The sequence below is a fragment of the Yersinia vastinensis genome (genome assembly GCF_044905075.1).
Taxonomy (GTDB): domain Bacteria; phylum Pseudomonadota; class Gammaproteobacteria; order Enterobacterales; family Enterobacteriaceae; genus Yersinia; species Yersinia vastinensis.
The window spans coordinates 1,507,943-1,525,830 of record NZ_CP173260.1; the positions used below are offsets into that span (position 1 = coordinate 1,507,943).

A 17,888-nucleotide genomic window follows, 5' to 3' on the forward strand; every position below is an offset into this window, starting at 1 on the left:
GGTTTTTTACTTTACTGGTGTTGATATGGCATTGCGCGAACTGATCGTTAAAATCACGGCTAACTCGTCCTCTTATCAAGCGGAGATGGCCCGCGCCTCACGTATGGGGAGTGAGTATTATAAAACCATGGAGGGCGGTTCGCGCAAGGCGGAAGCAGCTACACGCCAGAGTAAGCGTGCATTAGCTGAACTTAATAGCGAACTGGTCACCGTGAAAGAGTCGGCCAGCGGCATGGTGGGGATGTTTGCCGGGGCATTTGCAGTAGGTAGTCTGATCAGTACAGCAGACCAATACGGACAAATTTCATCCCGAATCAAAATGGCGACCGGCTCACAGGAAGAATATAACAGCGTTCAGCAGCGCTTGATGGAGATCAGCGACCGCACGTATAAAAGTATCGAGGAGCAATCCGAGCTATATATACGCAGTGCTAACTCAATGAAGGAACTTGGCTTCTCCACGGCCAGTACGATTGATTTTATCGATTCAATTTCCAGCGCATTAACCATTAACGCCGCCAGCGCTGAAAAGGGCGAAAGCGCGATTAATGCACTGTCTAAATCCATGGTAAATGGCAAGGTGGCAGGTGATCAGTGGCATGCCGTCATGGAGATTATGCCGACCGTTATTGGTGATATTGCCCGTTATTTGGGGACCACTGAGCTTGAAGTGAAAAAACTTGGCGCGGCTGGAAAGTTATCAATGGATACTTTTTCCAAGGCGGTGATCGCTGCAAAAGACCGTAATGCCGAACTTGCCGAGGCTATGCCGACAACGGTCGGGGATGCCATCACTAAACTGTCAAACCATTGGAAAGCCTATATTGGTGATGCCAATAGTGCAATGGGTGTGACGGCGGCGATCTCCGGCGTGATTGGTACCGCTGCGGATAATATCGATGTGCTTGTTGCAGCCGGTACCGGCTTAGTGGGACTTGGATTAGCGCGTTATTTCGGTGGGTTGGCCAGTAGCGTTACCAGTGCAACCGGCAATCTCATTACGGCAACACGCTCACAACTTGCTCTGGCTGCGGCGCAGGTTGAAGGTGTTCAGGCGTCATTGTTACAGATCCGGACAGAGCGAGAATCGGCAGTTGCCGCACAGCGTTCGTTGGTCGCTCAGTTACAGTTGGCTCAAACCGAAAAGGCCCGAGCAACCATTCGTGCACAACTGGCGGTTAACTCTGCTGCAGTAGCCGCCGCATCCCGCGCAGAAGCGGCAGCAACGGATGCCCTTACCGAAGCACAAAAACGGTTGAATGTTGCCTCCGGACTGGCGAGTAAGGCGCTGGGCTTAATTGGTGGTCCCGTTGGGGCCGCTATGCTGGCTGCTGGCGCAGTTTATTATTTCTATGAAAAATCAGAACAAGCCAAACGTTCAGCGACAGAGTTAGCGGGGGGCGTGGGTGGACTGATTGATAAAATGCGGGAAATGGGGAATGTTCAGTTAGCGGCAGAGATCGGCAAGCTGAATAACTCATTACCGGCGCTCTCTTCTGTAGTTGCTGATGCGCAAAAGAATTACGACAAAGCGACAGAAGCCGTTGAGAGAAATCGCCGTCAAATTTATTTGTGGGGGGAAGGTTCAACCATTGGGAAGCAAGCCAATGAAGAATTGAATATCTCTCTGAATAATCAGGCGATAGCACTCAAAGAATTGACGGATGCGCAGGACAATAAAAGCCGCGCGGTCAATGGGGCTAATGTTCTGAGTGCTCAGTTAAATGATACGCTTAAGCAGGGTGTCGGCATCCTCAAGGTGGAGCAGTTGGAGCTGGGTGTGGCCGCTGGAATAATGGCTCACTTTTCCAACTCTATCAATGTCGCTACCCAAGCCAAAACCGCCTTTAACTCAACCAGTCTCATTCTTCCTGTCAGCGAAGAGCTTAAAAACGCGCAAAAAGTGCAGGATGATAAGCTAGCGATATTAAAGTTGTCGGGCAGGGCGCAAGCGACAGAAATCGCCAGACAAGAAGCTGAACGGCTCAAAATTACTGATCCGACCGAGGTATCTAAATTCGTCAGTGGCGAACTCAGAAACTACGATCAGTCTGAGCAGAACAAGGCAGATGAACAAGCTAAAAGCAAAGCGGCCAGTGCAACAAAAACGGCTGAAAGTGCAACAAAAGCCTATGAACAAGCCATTGCCAATCTGAATAAAGAAATTCAGGTTGAGTCAGTTCGACTCAAACAAGGTGAAGCTGCAGCGTCATTATTTGCCGCATCAATTGAAACCGGCGCGAAATATACTGATGGCCAACGCGCTGAACTGGAACGGCTGAATAAAACCCTCGCAGAGTCAAAGCAGCGCTGGGAAGATCATAATGCAGCGATTGCGTCAGACCCTTACCGCAGCGCCGCTGAGTCACAACGTCAGGCACAGGAGCAGCTACAACGGCAGATTGCCGGGGGTGAGATACAAAGCGCCGAGGAACTTTCCCGCCGTAAACAACAGATCCACACGGACTATCTGACGGCGCTGGCCGACGCTAACCAACGTTACGCCGTCAGTGCCAATGATGAGTTAGCCGGTAACGTCGATCCGGTGCAAAACCTCAGTAACCAACTGGCAAAGCGTCAGGCGCTTATTGAGACTTATGCGGCGGCAGGCGTTATCACTGAGCAGCGAAAAAATCAGCTTATTCTTGCTTCCGAGACGGAAACCCGCGAACAGCAGTATCAAGCATCTTTGCAATTATTCGCCTCACAAGGTGACCTGCAACGCATGGCCGTTGATCTGTTTCAGGACTCACAAGACCGGCTCACTAATATGCTGACTGGTTTAGTGAATAAAACTCAAACAACTAAAGAAGCGTTGTCGAATTTATTCGCGTCATTGTCTCAATCGATTATCAAAAACCTTGTTGATATGGGAGCGCAAGCCTTTGTCACTAGTTCGATCATGCAGACGATTACGGGCGTCTCTGGTGGGTTGTTAGGTGGATTTATGGGAGGCGCAAGCAGCGCGGCAGGGTCTGCCAGTAATGCATTCTCGGGTGGCGCTTATAGCGGGTTGTCATTTAATGCCAAAGGCGGCGTTTATGATTCACCTAGCTTGAGCGCCTATAGCGGTCAGGTTGTCAGTTCACCGACCTTTTTTGCGTTTGCAAAAGGGGCTGGCGTCATGGGCGAAGCGGGGCCAGAGGCGATTATGCCGCTTACTCGTTCCGCTGATGGCTCGCTCGGTGTAAGGGCGGTCAGTAGCAATATGCCGATTAGTTCTTCCGGTGGTTCAGCCGCGCCACAGGTTTATATCACCATCGATGGCAACGGCAACACCTCCACACAAAGCAGCCAAGGCATGGAGCAGTGGGGCAGCGATATTGGGCGATTTGTTGAAGTCAAATATCGTGAATTGTTGGAGAAAGATCTTGGACAGCGTGGTGCAATCACAAATGCCATTCAAGGAGGTAGATAGTGATTAAAACGTTCACATTTTGCCCTCGCGTAGATGCTACAGCTCAAACTCAATTTCGAACTAGGGAAATACAGTTTGGCGATGGCTATATCCAGCGCGCCGGTGATGGGATAAACACCAAGTCAACGGAATGGACACTTCAGTTTATTGGGGATTGGAACTACATCAAGCCAATCCTCGATTTTCTGGATGAACATCAGGGACACACCGCTTTTGAATGGACTAACCCCATGGGCGAGCTTGGCCTTTATGTTTGCAAGGCATATGACCCGACAGCAAAAGGTAAAAACTCAGCCGGAAAACCGATGTTTCAGCTCAATGTTCCCCTCGAAATTGCTTATCATCCGTAAGGTTTAATATGGGTATAAAACACGATTATCAAACGCTGGACCCCGGCAACGAGGTTTGGCTTTATGCGGTTGATTGCACAGCCTTTAATGGTCCTGAACTCTTTTTTCATAACCATAAAATACCGTACACCTCCCAAGAATTACGAGCGGCAAATGGGGATATAACCAAGCTTCCTGTTAAATCTATCTGGTGGCAAGGGGTTGAGTATCTACCTTGGCCGGTAGAGTTGACGGGAATAGAAATCTCTGGAGACGGAACGGCCCCCAGACCTTCACTCAAAGTAGGAAATATCGACGGCACAATTAGTGCGATGTGCCTTGCATATCAAGATCTGGCACAGGCCAAAATTAAGGTACACAAAACCTTTTCTCATTATCTTGATGCCCGAAATTTTTTAGAGGGCAACCCGTCAGCTAGTCCCGATGATGAAACCCTTTATGTCTACTTCATCGACCGCAAATCTGGAGAGGGACCTGATGGTATCCAGTTCGATTTATCCGGCCCTTACAATTTACAAGGGATTAAAATTCCCCGAGAGCAAATTCAAGGAAGCGTTTGCCGTCATTGTATGCGCGGTTGGTATCGAACGGGGCGAGGCTGCGACTATGCTGGATCGCTATATTTTGATGAAGATGATAATCCAACGGATGATCCGAGTCGTGACGAATGCAGTGGATCACTTCGGGCCTGCAAACTACGCCATGGCGCTGAACCTTTGCCTTATGGCGCCGAGCCAGGTTCATCACTCTTAAGGAGATAAGCATGCAGAAGAAAACCCATTCAGCGATTTTTGCGCATGCTGAAAAAGACTACCCCCGCGAGGCTTGTGGTTTAATTTGTCGCAATGGCCGAACGGAAAAATACTTTCCGTGCCGCAATCAAGCCACTGAGCCAAATGATAATTTCATTTTGCATCCGAAAGACTACGCCACCGCCGAGGATTGGGGGAATATCACCCATATTGTTCATAGTCACCCTGATGCAACAACCCAGCCCAGCAATGTTGATCATGCCCAGTGTGACATGTCCGAATTACCCTGGGTTATTGTCAGTTGGCCGGAAGGTGATTTACGAATAGTTGAGCCGGTTATAGGGCCGCGTCCACTCGAGGGACGTCCGTTCGTGCATGGTGTGTGGGACTGCTTCAGTATTATTCGCGACTGGTTCAAGTTGGAGCGAGATATTGATCTCCCCAACTTTGAGCGCTCACCGTGCTGGTGGGAATCCGGTACCGAAAATTTGTACATGGATAATTACAACAGTGCGGGTTTTGTGGAGGTTGGCGGCGAGTTATTACTTGGTGATGTTATTATTATGCAAGTAAGCGCTCCAGTCCCGAACCATGCAGCAATCTATATTGGCGATGGCATGATGATCCATCACATGTATGGACACTTAAGCAAGCGGGTGCCGTATGGCGGGTATTATCAAGATCGCACTACGGTTAAGTTGCGACATAAGTCACTAATGGTATGATTGTTAACAATGAGCTAATCGGAAGTTGGGATAGATTGTCATTGGAGACCTTTATATGCGTTTTTTTATTCTTTTATTATTCATTTTTGGTGTTGTTGGATGTAACGAAGACAAGGATGCTCCATTTGGGTATAAATGGGGCATTACACCCTATTCAGTACAGTCTAAAGGTGCTGCCATATATTCTGAGTCAGAAGAGAAAAATGGAATTATTGTCTCATTTACATCAACAGTTCCTGAAGGTGGTTTTAAGGATGGTTTCTATCGACATTACTTTAAGAATAAAAGATTAAATAAGATAGTATTTAACACTTATGACATTCAGGGTGACAAGTCTAATGGTATATCTAAATATGAATCATTAAAAAAAGAATTGATTGAAAAATATGGGGAGCCAGTAAATACAAGTGAATATGTGTCTAGTGATAGATTTAATTTCTACCCATGCATTATAAATATAAATTGCGGTTCTTGGACGTCCAACTTCGCAACCAAAGATTATAATATAAAATTATATCTTGGGATGGCTAACCAAGGAAATACTTATGGCGAAAATAGAGATAAGGGCAGCGTTTATATAGAATATACTGAAAATTAATAGTAAGTATTTAACACTAAAGCCCGCATTCGCGGGTTTTCTGTTTTATGGGGCATGAAAATGCGTAGAAAAATAGAATTAAGTGGGATTTTAGGCAAAAAGTTTGGTCGGGAGTATAACTGGGAGGTATCAAGCCCAGCAGAGGCAATACAAGCCTTAAGGTTACAAATTAAAGGTTTTAAGCAATTCCTATTAGACAGTGAATCAAGAGGGCTTACATTTGCTGTTTTTAATGGCAAGCGCAATATTGATGAAAATGAATTATCCCTTGGTGGGAATGCCCCCATCCGAATAGTGCCTGTTTATATCGGTAGCAAGAAGGCTGGACTGTTTCAAACGATATTGGGTGCAGTACTCATTGCTGCAACCTTTTGGAACCCAACGGCGGCTTTAATGTCTGCTGGATTTGCCAAAGGTATGTTAATGGCTGGTGCATCAATGGCGCTTGGCGGGGTTGTGCAAATGTTATCACCGCAACAGGGCGGGCTGGCAACTCGACAATCAGCAGAGAACACCCCAAGCTATGCATTTGGTGGGCCTGTGAACACAGTGGCGCAAGGAAACCCGATTCCGATTGGTTACGGCGAGCGAATTATCGGCGGTCCAAAGGTTTCAGCCGGTATCTATACCGAAGATCAAATGTAACTACTAACTTTAATATTGAACCGCCTCCGGGCGGTTTTTTTTCGCCTGGAGAAAAGTATGTCGGCAATTGTGGGTAAAAAGGCGGGTAGTTCAGACAGCCACACTCCGGTTGAATCACCAGATTCATTAATCGCTACTTCTTTTGCAAAAATGTTGCTGGTATTGGGCCATGGTGAGTGGGTTGGTGGGCTTGATAATACCCGAATTTTTCTTGATGGCACTCCCATTGGTAATGCTGATGGTAGCGTCAACTTCCCTGGTGTGCAGTGGGAGTTTCGCCCTGGGACTCAGCATCAAACTTATATTCAGGGAATGCCAGATGTTCAAAATGATATCGCTGTCGGTATTGAGCTGAAATATGAAACTCCTTGGGTTAAGGCAATCACCAATACTGACCTCTCTGCCGTGCGTGTTCGCCTGTCATGGCCAGCATTGCAACAACAATTGGATAATGGCGATATTGTTGGATACCGAGTTGAGTATGCGATTGATTTAGCAACCGGTGGTGGGGCTTACAATGAGGTTTTGCGGTCTGCTGTTGATGGTAAATCAACAACGGGGTACCCACGCTCTCACCGTATTGATTTACCTACTTCAACAGAGGGTTGGCAGCTTCGTGTCCGGAGGATAACACCAAATACGACAAATACAGCCCGGGTTGCCGATCGGATGTTGGTTGATGCCATCGTCGAAATTGTTGATGCAAAATTGCGCTACCCGAATCTGGCGTTGTTGTATATCCAGTTTGATGCAAAACAGTTCCAGAACATCCCGACAATAACGTGCAAGCCGAAGATGGACATAATTCGAGTTCCATCAAATTATGATCCTATTAACAGAACTTATTCCGGCGTTTGGGATGGCACATTTAAATGGGCATGGACCAATAACCCAGCTTGGATTTTTTATGACCTTTGCATTAATGAGGAATACGGATTAGGGCAATGGATAAAGGCCAACAATCTTTCCACTTCAAAATGGGAACTGTACGAGATAGCAAAATATTGTGATCAGCTTGTCCCTGACGGTCGCGGCGGTACCGAGCCTCGCCACTTATGTGATGTTTATATCCAAGGGCAAGAAGATGCAATTAACGTTCTGAGTGACATCATTAGTATATTTTCTGGCATGTTCTATTGGGCTGGCGGCGAAATCAGAGCGCTGGCCGATATGAGCCGTCCAGTTGATATGGTTTACTCTCGCGCTAATGTGAAAGATGGTTTTCAGTATAGCTCTGCCAGTGAGCGAACCCATTACAGCCAAGCTATGGTGTCATACTCAAACCCTGACAACCGTTATCAGGATGATATTGAACCTGTCGTCGCTCGGTCTCTGGTTAGGCGATACGGTACTTTAAACGCAGATATAACAGCCATAGGTTGCACACGTCGAAGCGAAGCCATTCGCCGAGGTAAGTGGGTTCTCTATACCAATGAAAAGGATAGGGCGGTTTCGTTCACAGTGGGGCTTGAGGGTCGCATTCCCTTGCCAGGTTGGGTTGTTGGGGTTGCCGATCAGCTATTGGCTGGGCGGGTGCTTGGAGGGCGCATAAGTAGCGCCGTCGGTCGCAATGTTACTCTTGACCGCAAACCTGACGCTAAGGCTGGGGATCGTCTTATTGTTAACCTTCCGAGTGGGGTGGCGCAAGCCAGAACGGTGCAATCGGTTAATGATAGAGTGGTCACTGTTAGCGTGGCTTATAGTGAGTTACCTGCTGCCGAATGCGTCTGGAGTGTTGACGCCGATGATCTGGCTGTACAGCTTTATCGTGTGGTCGGCATTAAAGACGCATCAAGCGATAAAGAAATAGCCTATGAAATTAATGCTATTGAATATGATGAAAATAAATGGGCCAAGATTGAAAGCGGCGCAATTATTGAAGATCGCCCGATCAGTGTTATTCCGCCTGGCGTCCAACCCCCACCAAAAAACATCGAGATAACCAGTTTCTCTGCGATTGCTCAGGGGCTTGCTGTTACTACGCTACATGTCGAATGGGATGCTGCCGAAAGTGCAATTGCTTACGAGGCAGAGTGGCGGCGCGATAACGGTAATTGGATCGCTGCCCCGCGCACGTCTACACGCAGCTTTGATGTGACGGGTATTTACGCTGGGCGTTATCAGTGCAGGGTTCGCGCCATTAATGCCGCTGAAATATCCAGTATATGGGCCAACGCCACTGAAACAGCCTTAAACGGTAAAGAGGGGAATCCTCCCATGCCTGCTGGCTTTGCGGCGACCGGCATTCTCTTTGGTATTACCTTGAGCTGGGGTTATCCGGAAGGGGCTGAAGATGCGCTAAAAACAGAGATTGAATATAGCCTGTCTGCTGATGGTACTGATGCGATGCTGCTGAGTGACGTGCCGCACCCGCAACGGAACTACACGATGCAAGGCTTAAGAGCAGGGCAAGTCTTCTGGTTCCGTGCTCGAATAGTTGATAAATCAGGTAATCAGTCGCCATGGATAGACTGGGTTCGCGGCATGTCCAGTACAGACACAAGTTCGATCCTTGAGTTTGTGGGCGATGAGTTCATTACAAACACCGTTGCCGGGCAGCAACTACTTAACGACGACTTCATGAATGCTGAGGCTATTCTTGAAACAGCCAACGCCAATAACGCCAGTATTCGCCAGCAATGGGCGCACTATGGGGAGAATAAAGCGGGGATTGTTGAGATATGGACCACTCAGGCTGATGCGGCTAGAGCATTTGCAGAATATCAGTTGGTAGTTACCGCAACATTTGAAGATCAGACAGCGGCTATTGGTCAAAAAATGACGGCAGTTGTTGATGCTGATGGCGCAAGTGCTACATACAGCTTACGAGCAGGGCTTAACTATAACGGTCAGTTTGTCAGTGCAGGTATGGTCATTGGTGCTGAGTTTATTAATGGTGTGGCGAAAGCATCGATTGGATTTAATGCCGATAGTTTTATTCTCTTAAGTGGACCCGAAGGTAATAAATTCTCTCCATGGGCTGTCGTAAATGGACAGACGTTTATTAATGATGGATTTATTCAAAATGGCTCAATAACTAATGCCAAAATCGGTCAGTATATAATGTCTGACAATTACGTGATGGGAATGCTGGGCTGGAAAATAGATAAACTCGGTAACGCTGAATTTAATAACGTCACAGTTAGAGGAACAGTATACGCGACAGCAGGTAAATTCAGCGGAACGATTGAAAGTAATGACGGCTATTTCGGTGGAACTGTATATGCTAATAAAATCATTGGCGATGTGGTTCAGGGCGTTCATTTAAAAGGATATGTAACAAATACAGGCATGTCGGCAGGTGCATCATCAGATAGAGTCCCTAGCGGTGTATTGTGGACGGTATTTTCATTTGATTCTGCAAATTTTGAGAGAGTGCTGATTATTAACGGAGATGTTACGTGGGGGAACATCTACTCTGGAAACGATTTAAATCTACTAATAAATGGCGTGATCGTCCAAAGTTTCATTACAGGCGGGGCGTCAACCCCAGCAACAACAGTGGGCGGCGTTTCATTCAGAGTCCCTGCAACTGTCTTGGGTGGGATGGATGTTGTAAGCATTCGATACAATAACTTTGGCGGCGGGAGTTCAAATGTCACCCCATTGTTTAATGCCACGGTGTTAGTGTGCAAGAAAGGAAGTGCTGGTGTTCTTGTTGGACCTAATAATATCCCCGCTTAATAAACTACCTCATAACCTGTGACGGACGCCTGTGTTATTTCGGTGTTCTAATTTAATTAAATATCATAAATGATAGGGATCACTATGATTGGTGCTTGGTATAGAACTGGGACAATTACAGCCCCATCCGGTCAGAACGTTATTACCGGTTCTGGAACTCAATGGGCTAACAATGTCATGGGTGTTGCTATTGGACAGGCATTGTATGTCACCAGATCCGATGGAAATACATTGGTTTATGAAATATTGGCTGTAGACAGTGATACTAAAATTAGAATTAATGGAAATATTGTTGATTCTTTGACTAATTCAAATTATGCAATTCATACATCTGTTTCTAATTCATATTCTGCATTAGCGCGTGAGTCATCAGCTCAATTAGGATTTTATCAACAGTTGTTTAAAGATTGGCAAAATATAACAACCAGTACTGGCGATGTCACTATTATTGCGCCAGATGGTTCAATTGTAGTTATTCCGTCACTTAATCAAATGAGCGCAGACATAGACAATAAATTGTCCCTTGATGGTGGGACGATGACCGGCCCGATGGTCTTGTCTGGTGATGGTACTACAGCTAAAAGCCCAGCATCTATGGCTCAATTAACGGGGGTGGTTGGTAGTGCTGCTAGCGCTATATTAAATTTCCCCGCCGCTGGTCTCGCGACGGGTATGTTCACTGCCGATGAAGTAGTAGTAGGAGACGCCGCAGGTCTAACTTATAGACTTAGGGGTGTGAGTGCGGGTATTAATATTTCAACAGTTGGCGCGGGAGGGATGGATACAGGAACCCCTCCCACAGATGGATTTGTTGCTATTTATGTTATGTACAATCCAACAACAAAAGCACGAGTTATGTTGGCACGGAATACAACAGGCTCTGTTGCGCCTCTTATATATTCAGGGGCAAATGCTCCAGCGGGTTACACAGCTTCTGCTTTAGTCAGTGTATGGCCCTTGTTAGGTGTTCGCTTCCGGCAAGGCTGGCAAAGGGATAGGCGTATTAATTTCCCCCCAATCACTATTTCTAGCGGAACCATACCCGTCACCTACCAGGCGATAGACTTATCAACCATATGTCCCAAGAATGCTAAAACTGCATTAGTGGAGGGTACGGCCAACGCAGGCGGTGGGGGTGCAAGCACCTCATTTGTTGTTTCAACAGATGCATCAGCAACAGGGAGGATTAGATTTCAAAATAATTCAGCAGTATGTATAGGCACGGGAGATGTATTGATTGGGGCCAATAACACTACTTATTTTACTGTAGGTGCATCGCCTGTCCAAGGCACCTGGGCACTGGTGGTGTCTGGTTATACATTCTAGGGGGTTTATATGGTAAATGTCATTTTTGAAGATGAAACACACGCCGTTATTAAGATGTACTTCGAAATCGCCCCCACTCCGGGTTTTTATCTCAACATGGGAACCGTAGAGGTGGATGACCCCCGTTGGTATGTATTTTTTTATAAGTTTGATGATTTTATGCGAGAGGGCTGGCCAGAACCAACATATGTTCCATCTATTGAGGGTGAGGATATTCTTGCAGAAGACGTAAATTAGAAATACAAAACCGGGCTTAATTGCCCGGTTAGTAAACTTATTTAGTTTTAATATCACAATCAGTATTAAAAGTTATATTTAACTCCTAACATCACCGCAGTATCGCTATAACCTTTGTTGCCGATCTGCTGGCCAACATTACCCCAAAGGTTGACGTTCTTATTCATTTGACCTTCAACACCCACTTTCAACTCACCGATATTTGCAGCACCATCCTGCTTCACTGTTACATTATCCATTGTTGTGCCAAAGTCTTTAGTATTATGGATCCAGTTTGCTTCAATAAACGGCTGGAATACACGGTCTTTGCCTTTATCCTGATCGCTGTAGCCGTTCATAAAGGCTTTTACACCCAGGCGGGTCTGAATATTACCATCACCTTCTCCAGACACATTCGTTCCGTTGGCTTCTTTATGGTCGTCAGCTTTCACACCCATCCAGGTAACTTGCGCCTTAGGTTGAATGAAGTAGGCGGCATTCTTAGCGGCATTTTCACCCACTTTAAAGGTATAACCACTTTCGACAGAAGCTGTTACCCCTTTGGATTTGTATTCTTCAGCAGCTAAGTTCTGGCCTTCAACGGTATTGTTGAACCAGCTGTATTGCACCCAACTGTCAACGTATAGTCCAGCTTTATCTTCGTTGTTCGCGTACCAAGTCCCATATACACCGGTACTATAGCCGTCGGTTGACCCTTTAGCGTTGTAGCCGGATGCCCGTGAAACAGTGGTACTTTTGCTATTACCATACCCAGCCATAACACCCAGATGGAAGCGGTCCGTTGTATTGCTGCTCCATTGAGCTATATCACCGCCCAATTGCACGACATAACGATTAGCCTGTGTACTCAGTTGGCCTGATGTATCACGAGAGCGGTTGTGACCACCTTCGTTACGCAACCACAGGCTGGTTAATTTATGTTCACCGGTCAATGCGTCGATATACTGTGTTTCACCCATGCGGTCATTAAGGTTCGTCACGAACATGTTATTGACTGCAGCCAGGTTAGCTGCATAATTGCTCGCTTCAGGACGTTTGATCATTAATGATGGGTCAACTGGGTCAACTGGGTCAACTGGGTCAACTGGGTCAACTGGGTCAACTGGGTCAACTGGGTCAACTGGGTCAACTGGGTCAACTGGGTCAACTGGGTCAACTGGATCAACTGGGTCAACTGGGTCAACTGGGTCAACTGGGTCAACTGGATCAACTGGGTCAACTGGGTCAACTGGGTCAACTGGGTCAACTGGAATAACTGGGTCAATTGGATCAACTGGAATAACTGTACTTGTCAGGTACCAATTATTTGCATTTGTTCCGACACCACGCGCCAGAGAGTAATCATAGGCGCCAGCAACAATACGTCCTTGTTTAACAAACTCACCGTTCGACAGCCCATTGACTTCAATCAGCTCAATGCCATTCAATGTTGCTGCACCACTGCCACCCAAGTTAGTCACACCCACGCGAGTTGTACCCGAAGTATTGCCGTTAACGACTAATTTATCAGTAGCCGAGGTGTCATTATTCAGTACTGAGTTAAAATTGAGCAAACCATCATTGCCGATGTAATCGCCTGATACTGTCAATACAGTACCTGGTGCACCGTTAAGGCTTACAGTACCGCTGTTGTTCAGACTGTTCAGTGTTTGGTCAAAACCAGCTAAATCCAGTAGCCCCGCTGTATCGACGATATAGTCAGAATCCGCACTGAAACTGCTTGCCGCACCTGCCTTTAAAGTACCCCCATTAACAGTTGTGGTGCCGCTGTAATTATTTATACCATCTAGTACAGTTGTACCGTTGTAAACTGCCACTTTACCACTGCCAGCAATGGCAGAATTAAACTGATAATCAGTATCAATATGGTTAAAGACAATTGAGCTATCACCGCTCCCTAAGGTAATAAGTGGTGTATTAATATAACCGGCTAATGACGCAGTATAATTAGCTGCGCTACCAATATTCAGTACTCCGATTGAAGTTGCATCTTTAGCAATGGTTAAATTATCGGTTTGAACAGTCCCACTGTTATTAATAGTCAGTGAGGCGTTACCGCCAAACTCCCCAAAACGAATATCACCTGTATTAACCCAATTGGAGTTAACACCAGTGACCAAAACGTCACCTTTTGAGCCAGCGGTATAGCCGACATAGCTACCAGAACTACTGAGACTCCCGCCATCGGAGACGACGACAGAGCCATTCCCACTGTTACCAATAACCAAGCTGTTAGCGTTGTGCCAAGAAGAATCTGTACCTGAGATATTTACTCGGCCAGTGGCATCTTTCCCTGCACCAACATAACCAAAACTATCAGTTACAACGCCACCATTAGTGATATTTAGAGTACTATTAGAACCTACTGATGCGTAAAACGAACCAATTTGCAGGGTCTCGGCATTATCCCAACGAGAGTCGGTGCCGGTAATTTCTACCACTCCGATAGAGTCGTTAATATTCCCGCTTTGACTGGTTACTACACCACCATCAGAAACTACCATGGTGGCAGGGCCATTTGTTCCTATATCAAGTAAAGTACCCACTTGCCAGCGGGAACCTGCACCGTTCACTTCTACATAACCGGTTGAAGTCGTTCCTGCCGCAACGCTTGCTTTCGTTGCCGTGGTAACAACGCCGCCATTGGTGATTTTAAGACTGCCATCACCTTCATGGCCGATGAACATACGATTACCGGCATTCCAGATTGAGCCTAGACCTGTGACTTCAACGCTACCGGTTGAACCTGGGCGATACGCAATATCAGCATCATTTTGGTTAGTGACTACAGCACCATCGGTAATTCGCATCATGCCATTACTGTCATTTTCGCCACCAATGCGTAACTCACCGCCGTTGATTAATTGTGAATCAGTTCCACTGACTTCAAGATAACCAACAGCCCCAACACCAAAACCAACATGTGTCGCGTTAACAGGGTTATTTACAACTCCTCCATCCGCTATCAGTAATGTGCCGTTACCGTTATAACCAACAAAGAGCACCCCGTTATTTATCCACTTAGAGTCAGAGCCAGTAATAACTACCTCACCGGTAGCTGTAGAACTATAACCAATATAGCTCCATAGCCCAGCGGCTACATTTCCGCTGGTTAACGTTCCACCACTTCCGCTGTTCAACGGTCCACCATTGAAAATATCCATAGCACCAAATGACGTATTACCAATTATTATTACCCCTGGAATATCCCAGTCAGGTAAGTCGGGTATTACATCACCTGTAAAACCGATGTCAGCATAAGAAGTTGTAGTACTAATCGCAGATATAATAGTTAAGGCGATACAAGATAATTTGTAGTTAAATTTTTTCATTTTAAGTAATGGCCCAGATATAAAATATGATAAAAAGAATAAGTTTATTAATATGAATTCTCGTTTACTTTTTAAAATACACATGAGCATCAAATTTATTACTGCAACGATAATTCATGAACTCACGATAACGTGATTTAGGTCAAAAAATAATCAGATACTAGGGTTGGTTTTGTAGGAATATTCCTGTTTTTCGTTTAAGTATCTAAATTTCCGTATCCAAATAATCAGTTTAAAATAATATTAATAATTGTATTAAGTTTTCATCAATGTGGTTGGCATCATAGAACAGATTCATTGCTCCACAAATACTGGGGGGATATCGGGGAGGGAGTAGCCGGTAGGTAACCGGTCAGATAGAAGGTGTTAAGCCTGAAACCAGTCATCCGCACTTTCCCACGTTTCCTGCAAAATCTCCTGAATCACTTCTTTGTCGTGAGGCAGCCCACCGAATACAGTTAACCCGTCCATACCTGCCAATCTTATTGTAGCCTCAGCCTCTGGATAGCGACGCTTTACGCGATCATTAAACTCGATAGCTAGAGCGGATAGAGCGCCGGCGGGTAATTTCTTGGTTTTATCAACGGTCACTTCGATACGTAGCATGATTTTTACTCCCACATTAATGCACTGGTTTTTTATACAGCACTTTGAGTGGGGAGTTCAATCTGTTTTTACGAACACCAGCCGATAAGATACTAAATATTTACTTCTTCATTTCGCCACTCATCCTTTTATAATGCCCACGCTGACAGGTATACTCAACTTTTAGCAGTGAACAATAAACCGGATAATGAGCCGGATAAAACAAATGGGATTTAAAATGAAAAAACATTTAAATCAATCATTTATGATGTTTAATGCGTATTTCGCTGCGGAATAGATCATGGATTGGTTCACTCTTGGTCCTGGGGTTTTGGGGATACTATTTTTAGTCTCTTTAATGGCCGGATTTATTGATTCCATTGCCGGTGGTGGTGGGTTACTTACCGTCCCGGCATTGTTGGCAGTGGGGCTACCGCCTGCGCAAGTTTTGGCGACCAATAAATTGCAATCTGTCGGTGGATCATTCTCCGCTAGCCTTTATTTTATCCGCCGTGGAGCGGTGAATCTAAAGGATCAGCGGCTGACCATCGCACTCACCGTGGTTGGGTCAATGTTGGGGGCTATTTTGGTCCAACATATGCGCGCTGATCTTTTGCGCCAAATTCTGCCCTTGTTGGTCATTGGTATTGGTGTCTATTTTCTGGTGACACCAAAACTCGGTGAAGTTGACCAACAGCGCCGTTTGTCCGCGTGGCCATTTGCCTTGATAGCGGGTGGCGGTGTCGGCTTTTATGATGGTTTCTTCGGCCCAGGAGCCGGCTCATTTTATGCTTTGGCCTTTGTGACCCTGTGTGGCTTTAATCTGGCAAAATCGACTGCTCACGCTAAAGTACTCAATTTCACCTCCAATGTGGGCAGCCTGATATTTTTTATCGTCGGCGGCAAAGTGGTGTGGAGTATCGGGATGGTGATGCTGGTCGGGCAAGTGTTGGGTGCTCGCCTTGGGGCGCACATGGTTCTGACTAAAGGGCAGAAATTAATTCGTCCAATGATTGTCGTAGTGTCATTTATCATGAGCTGTAAGTTGCTTTATGACAGCCACGGCGCTGAGATTAGTTCTTGGTTAGGATTACACGTTTTCGCATAACTTTAAGGTATCGGGGCAAGGGTAAAGTGATAAATCCTTGTCGATACCGCTCTGACGGACCCCAGCATGACCCATGATTATCAGCAATTAATCGGCATTTTTAATACCTGTTTTAGTGATGAATATAATACGCAGTTGGTAAAGGGCGATGATGAACCCATCTACCTGCCAGCCGATGAACAATTTCCTTATCATCGGGTGATTTTCGCCCATGGCTATTATGCCAGTGCGATGCATGAAATCTCTCATTGGTGTATTGCCGGTGAAGAGCGGCGCAAGCAAATAGATTTTGGCTACTGGTATTGCCCTGATGGGCGTGATGCATTAACCCAGAGCCAGTTTGAGGTAGTCGAGATCAAACCACAGGCACTGGAGTGGATGTTCTGCGTTGCGGCGGGTTTCCCTTTCAATGTCAGTTGCGACAATCTGGAAGGCGATTGTGAACCTGATCGGATAACATTCCAGCGTAAAGTACGTGAACAAGTACTATGGCATCTCGAAAATGGAATATCCCCACGACCTGCGGGCTTTATTCAGGCGCTACAATCGTTTTACAATACGCCGCCGCTGGCACCAGAACTTTTCCCTTACCCGGAAGATTTAGTTTAAACATATCCTTTGCATTTGAAGCCACGAGGTCACTAACCCGTGAGGTCAATTGCGTTGAATACAGAACATAGAATTTACACCCAATAGATTTCAAACCACAGACAGGTGGCAAAGGCGTTCATCTTAATGAGCTGATTCAAGTCAGTTATGCAGGTGATCGAGAGCCGTCAACACGGTGGTGGTTTGAAATATGTGGGTTATTAAGGAAAAGTGATGATCGCAGATTTCGAAACGCACATTTTAGCGCAAATTGACGACATGGTAGAGCACGCCAGTGATGATGATCTCTTTGCGGGTGGCTATTTACGTGGTCATCTGACACTAGCAGTGGCGGAATCCGAAGAGCACGGCGAGACTTCAGCCGAGCAGTTGCATGCACGTGTGCAGCATAGTCTGGACAAGGCTATCAAAGCCGGTGAATTGTCTCCGCCGGATCAGGTGTTAGTTTTGGGGTTGTGGGATCGCTTGCTCGAGCAAGCCCAAAATCCCCTTCGTCCTTGAAGCCGCAGGGGCGTTAGC

14 protein-coding genes are annotated in these 17,888 nt (G+C 46.2%); 12 read left to right on the top strand and 2 right to left on the bottom strand.

What is annotated here, in order from left to right; translation table 11 throughout:
- Positions 1–25 precede the first annotated feature (25 nt).
- The 9 genes from ACIOG0_RS07160 to ACIOG0_RS07200 all read left to right on the top strand — a co-directional run bounded on the left by ACIOG0_RS07160 (position 26) and on the right by ACIOG0_RS07200 (position 11,735).
- The gene (locus ACIOG0_RS07160) at positions 26–3,418 is read left to right on the top strand and encodes a tape measure protein (RefSeq protein WP_404704995.1); all 3,393 of its coding nucleotides are present in this window, start codon (positions 26–28) and stop codon (positions 3,416–3,418) included.
- Positions 3,418–3,768 (top strand): phage tail protein, encoded by a 351-nt coding sequence (locus ACIOG0_RS07165; protein WP_404704996.1) that lies wholly within the window; start codon positions 3,418–3,420, stop codon positions 3,766–3,768. The genes ACIOG0_RS07160 and ACIOG0_RS07165 overlap by 1 nt, the downstream gene beginning before the upstream one ends.
- Before the next feature lie 8 nt (positions 3,769–3,776).
- Positions 3,777–4,529, top strand: coding sequence for a phage minor tail protein L (locus tag ACIOG0_RS07170; protein WP_050076457.1), 753 nt, complete (start codon positions 3,777–3,779; stop codon positions 4,527–4,529).
- A gap of 2 nt (positions 4,530–4,531) precedes the next feature.
- Positions 4,532–5,245 (top strand): C40 family peptidase, encoded by a 714-nt coding sequence (locus ACIOG0_RS07175; RefSeq protein ID WP_050076456.1) that lies wholly within the window; start codon positions 4,532–4,534, stop codon positions 5,243–5,245.
- A 55-nt stretch (positions 5,246–5,300) separates the two neighbouring features.
- Positions 5,301–5,843 (top strand): hypothetical protein, encoded by a 543-nt coding sequence (locus tag ACIOG0_RS07180; RefSeq protein WP_050076453.1) that lies wholly within the window; start codon positions 5,301–5,303, stop codon positions 5,841–5,843.
- 54 nt (positions 5,844–5,897) lie between these two features.
- A complete protein-coding gene (locus tag ACIOG0_RS07185) occupies positions 5,898–6,488 on the top strand; it encodes a tail assembly protein (protein ID WP_404704997.1) in 591 nt (196 codons plus the stop codon).
- A 57-nt stretch (positions 6,489–6,545) separates the two neighbouring features.
- Positions 6,546–10,172, top strand: a complete 3,627-nt coding sequence (locus ACIOG0_RS07190) for a phage tail tip protein (RefSeq protein ID WP_404704998.1) — start codon at positions 6,546–6,548, stop codon at positions 10,170–10,172.
- Positions 10,173–10,256: 84 nt separating this feature from the next.
- A complete protein-coding gene (locus tag ACIOG0_RS07195; protein WP_080990618.1) occupies positions 10,257–11,498 on the top strand; it encodes a hypothetical protein in 1,242 nt (413 codons plus the stop codon).
- A 9-nt stretch (positions 11,499–11,507) separates the two neighbouring features.
- Positions 11,508–11,735 (top strand): hypothetical protein, encoded by a 228-nt coding sequence (locus ACIOG0_RS07200; RefSeq protein ID WP_050295277.1) that lies wholly within the window; start codon positions 11,508–11,510, stop codon positions 11,733–11,735.
- A gap of 65 nt (positions 11,736–11,800) precedes the next feature.
- Here the strand turns inward: ACIOG0_RS07200 and ACIOG0_RS07205 are convergent, their stop codons facing one another.
- Together ACIOG0_RS07205 and ACIOG0_RS07210 are read right to left on the bottom strand one after the other, a co-directional pair.
- Positions 11,801–15,067 (bottom strand): autotransporter outer membrane beta-barrel domain-containing protein, encoded by a 3,267-nt coding sequence (locus ACIOG0_RS07205; RefSeq protein ID WP_404704999.1) that lies wholly within the window; start codon positions 15,065–15,067, stop codon positions 11,801–11,803.
- Positions 15,068–15,433: 366 nt separating this feature from the next.
- On the bottom strand, positions 15,434–15,673 hold the full coding sequence (locus tag ACIOG0_RS07210; protein WP_404705000.1) for a DinI-like family protein: 240 nt from the start codon (positions 15,671–15,673) through the stop codon (positions 15,434–15,436).
- Between the two features lie 280 nt (positions 15,674–15,953).
- On the opposite strand from ACIOG0_RS07210, the gene ACIOG0_RS07215 reads away from it, so the two are divergent.
- The 3 genes from ACIOG0_RS07215 (at position 15,954) to ACIOG0_RS07225 (ending at position 17,870) form a co-directional block, all read left to right on the top strand.
- A complete protein-coding gene (locus tag ACIOG0_RS07215) occupies positions 15,954–16,760 on the top strand; it encodes a sulfite exporter TauE/SafE family protein (protein WP_050101557.1) in 807 nt (268 codons plus the stop codon).
- Positions 16,761–16,826: 66 nt separating this feature from the next.
- Positions 16,827–17,369, top strand: a complete 543-nt coding sequence (locus tag ACIOG0_RS07220) for an elongation factor P hydroxylase (protein ID WP_050101559.1) — start codon at positions 16,827–16,829, stop codon at positions 17,367–17,369.
- A gap of 213 nt (positions 17,370–17,582) precedes the next feature.
- The gene (locus tag ACIOG0_RS07225) at positions 17,583–17,870 is read left to right on the top strand and encodes a YfcL family protein (protein WP_050101560.1); all 288 of its coding nucleotides are present in this window, start codon (positions 17,583–17,585) and stop codon (positions 17,868–17,870) included.
- Positions 17,871–17,888 lie beyond the last annotated feature (18 nt).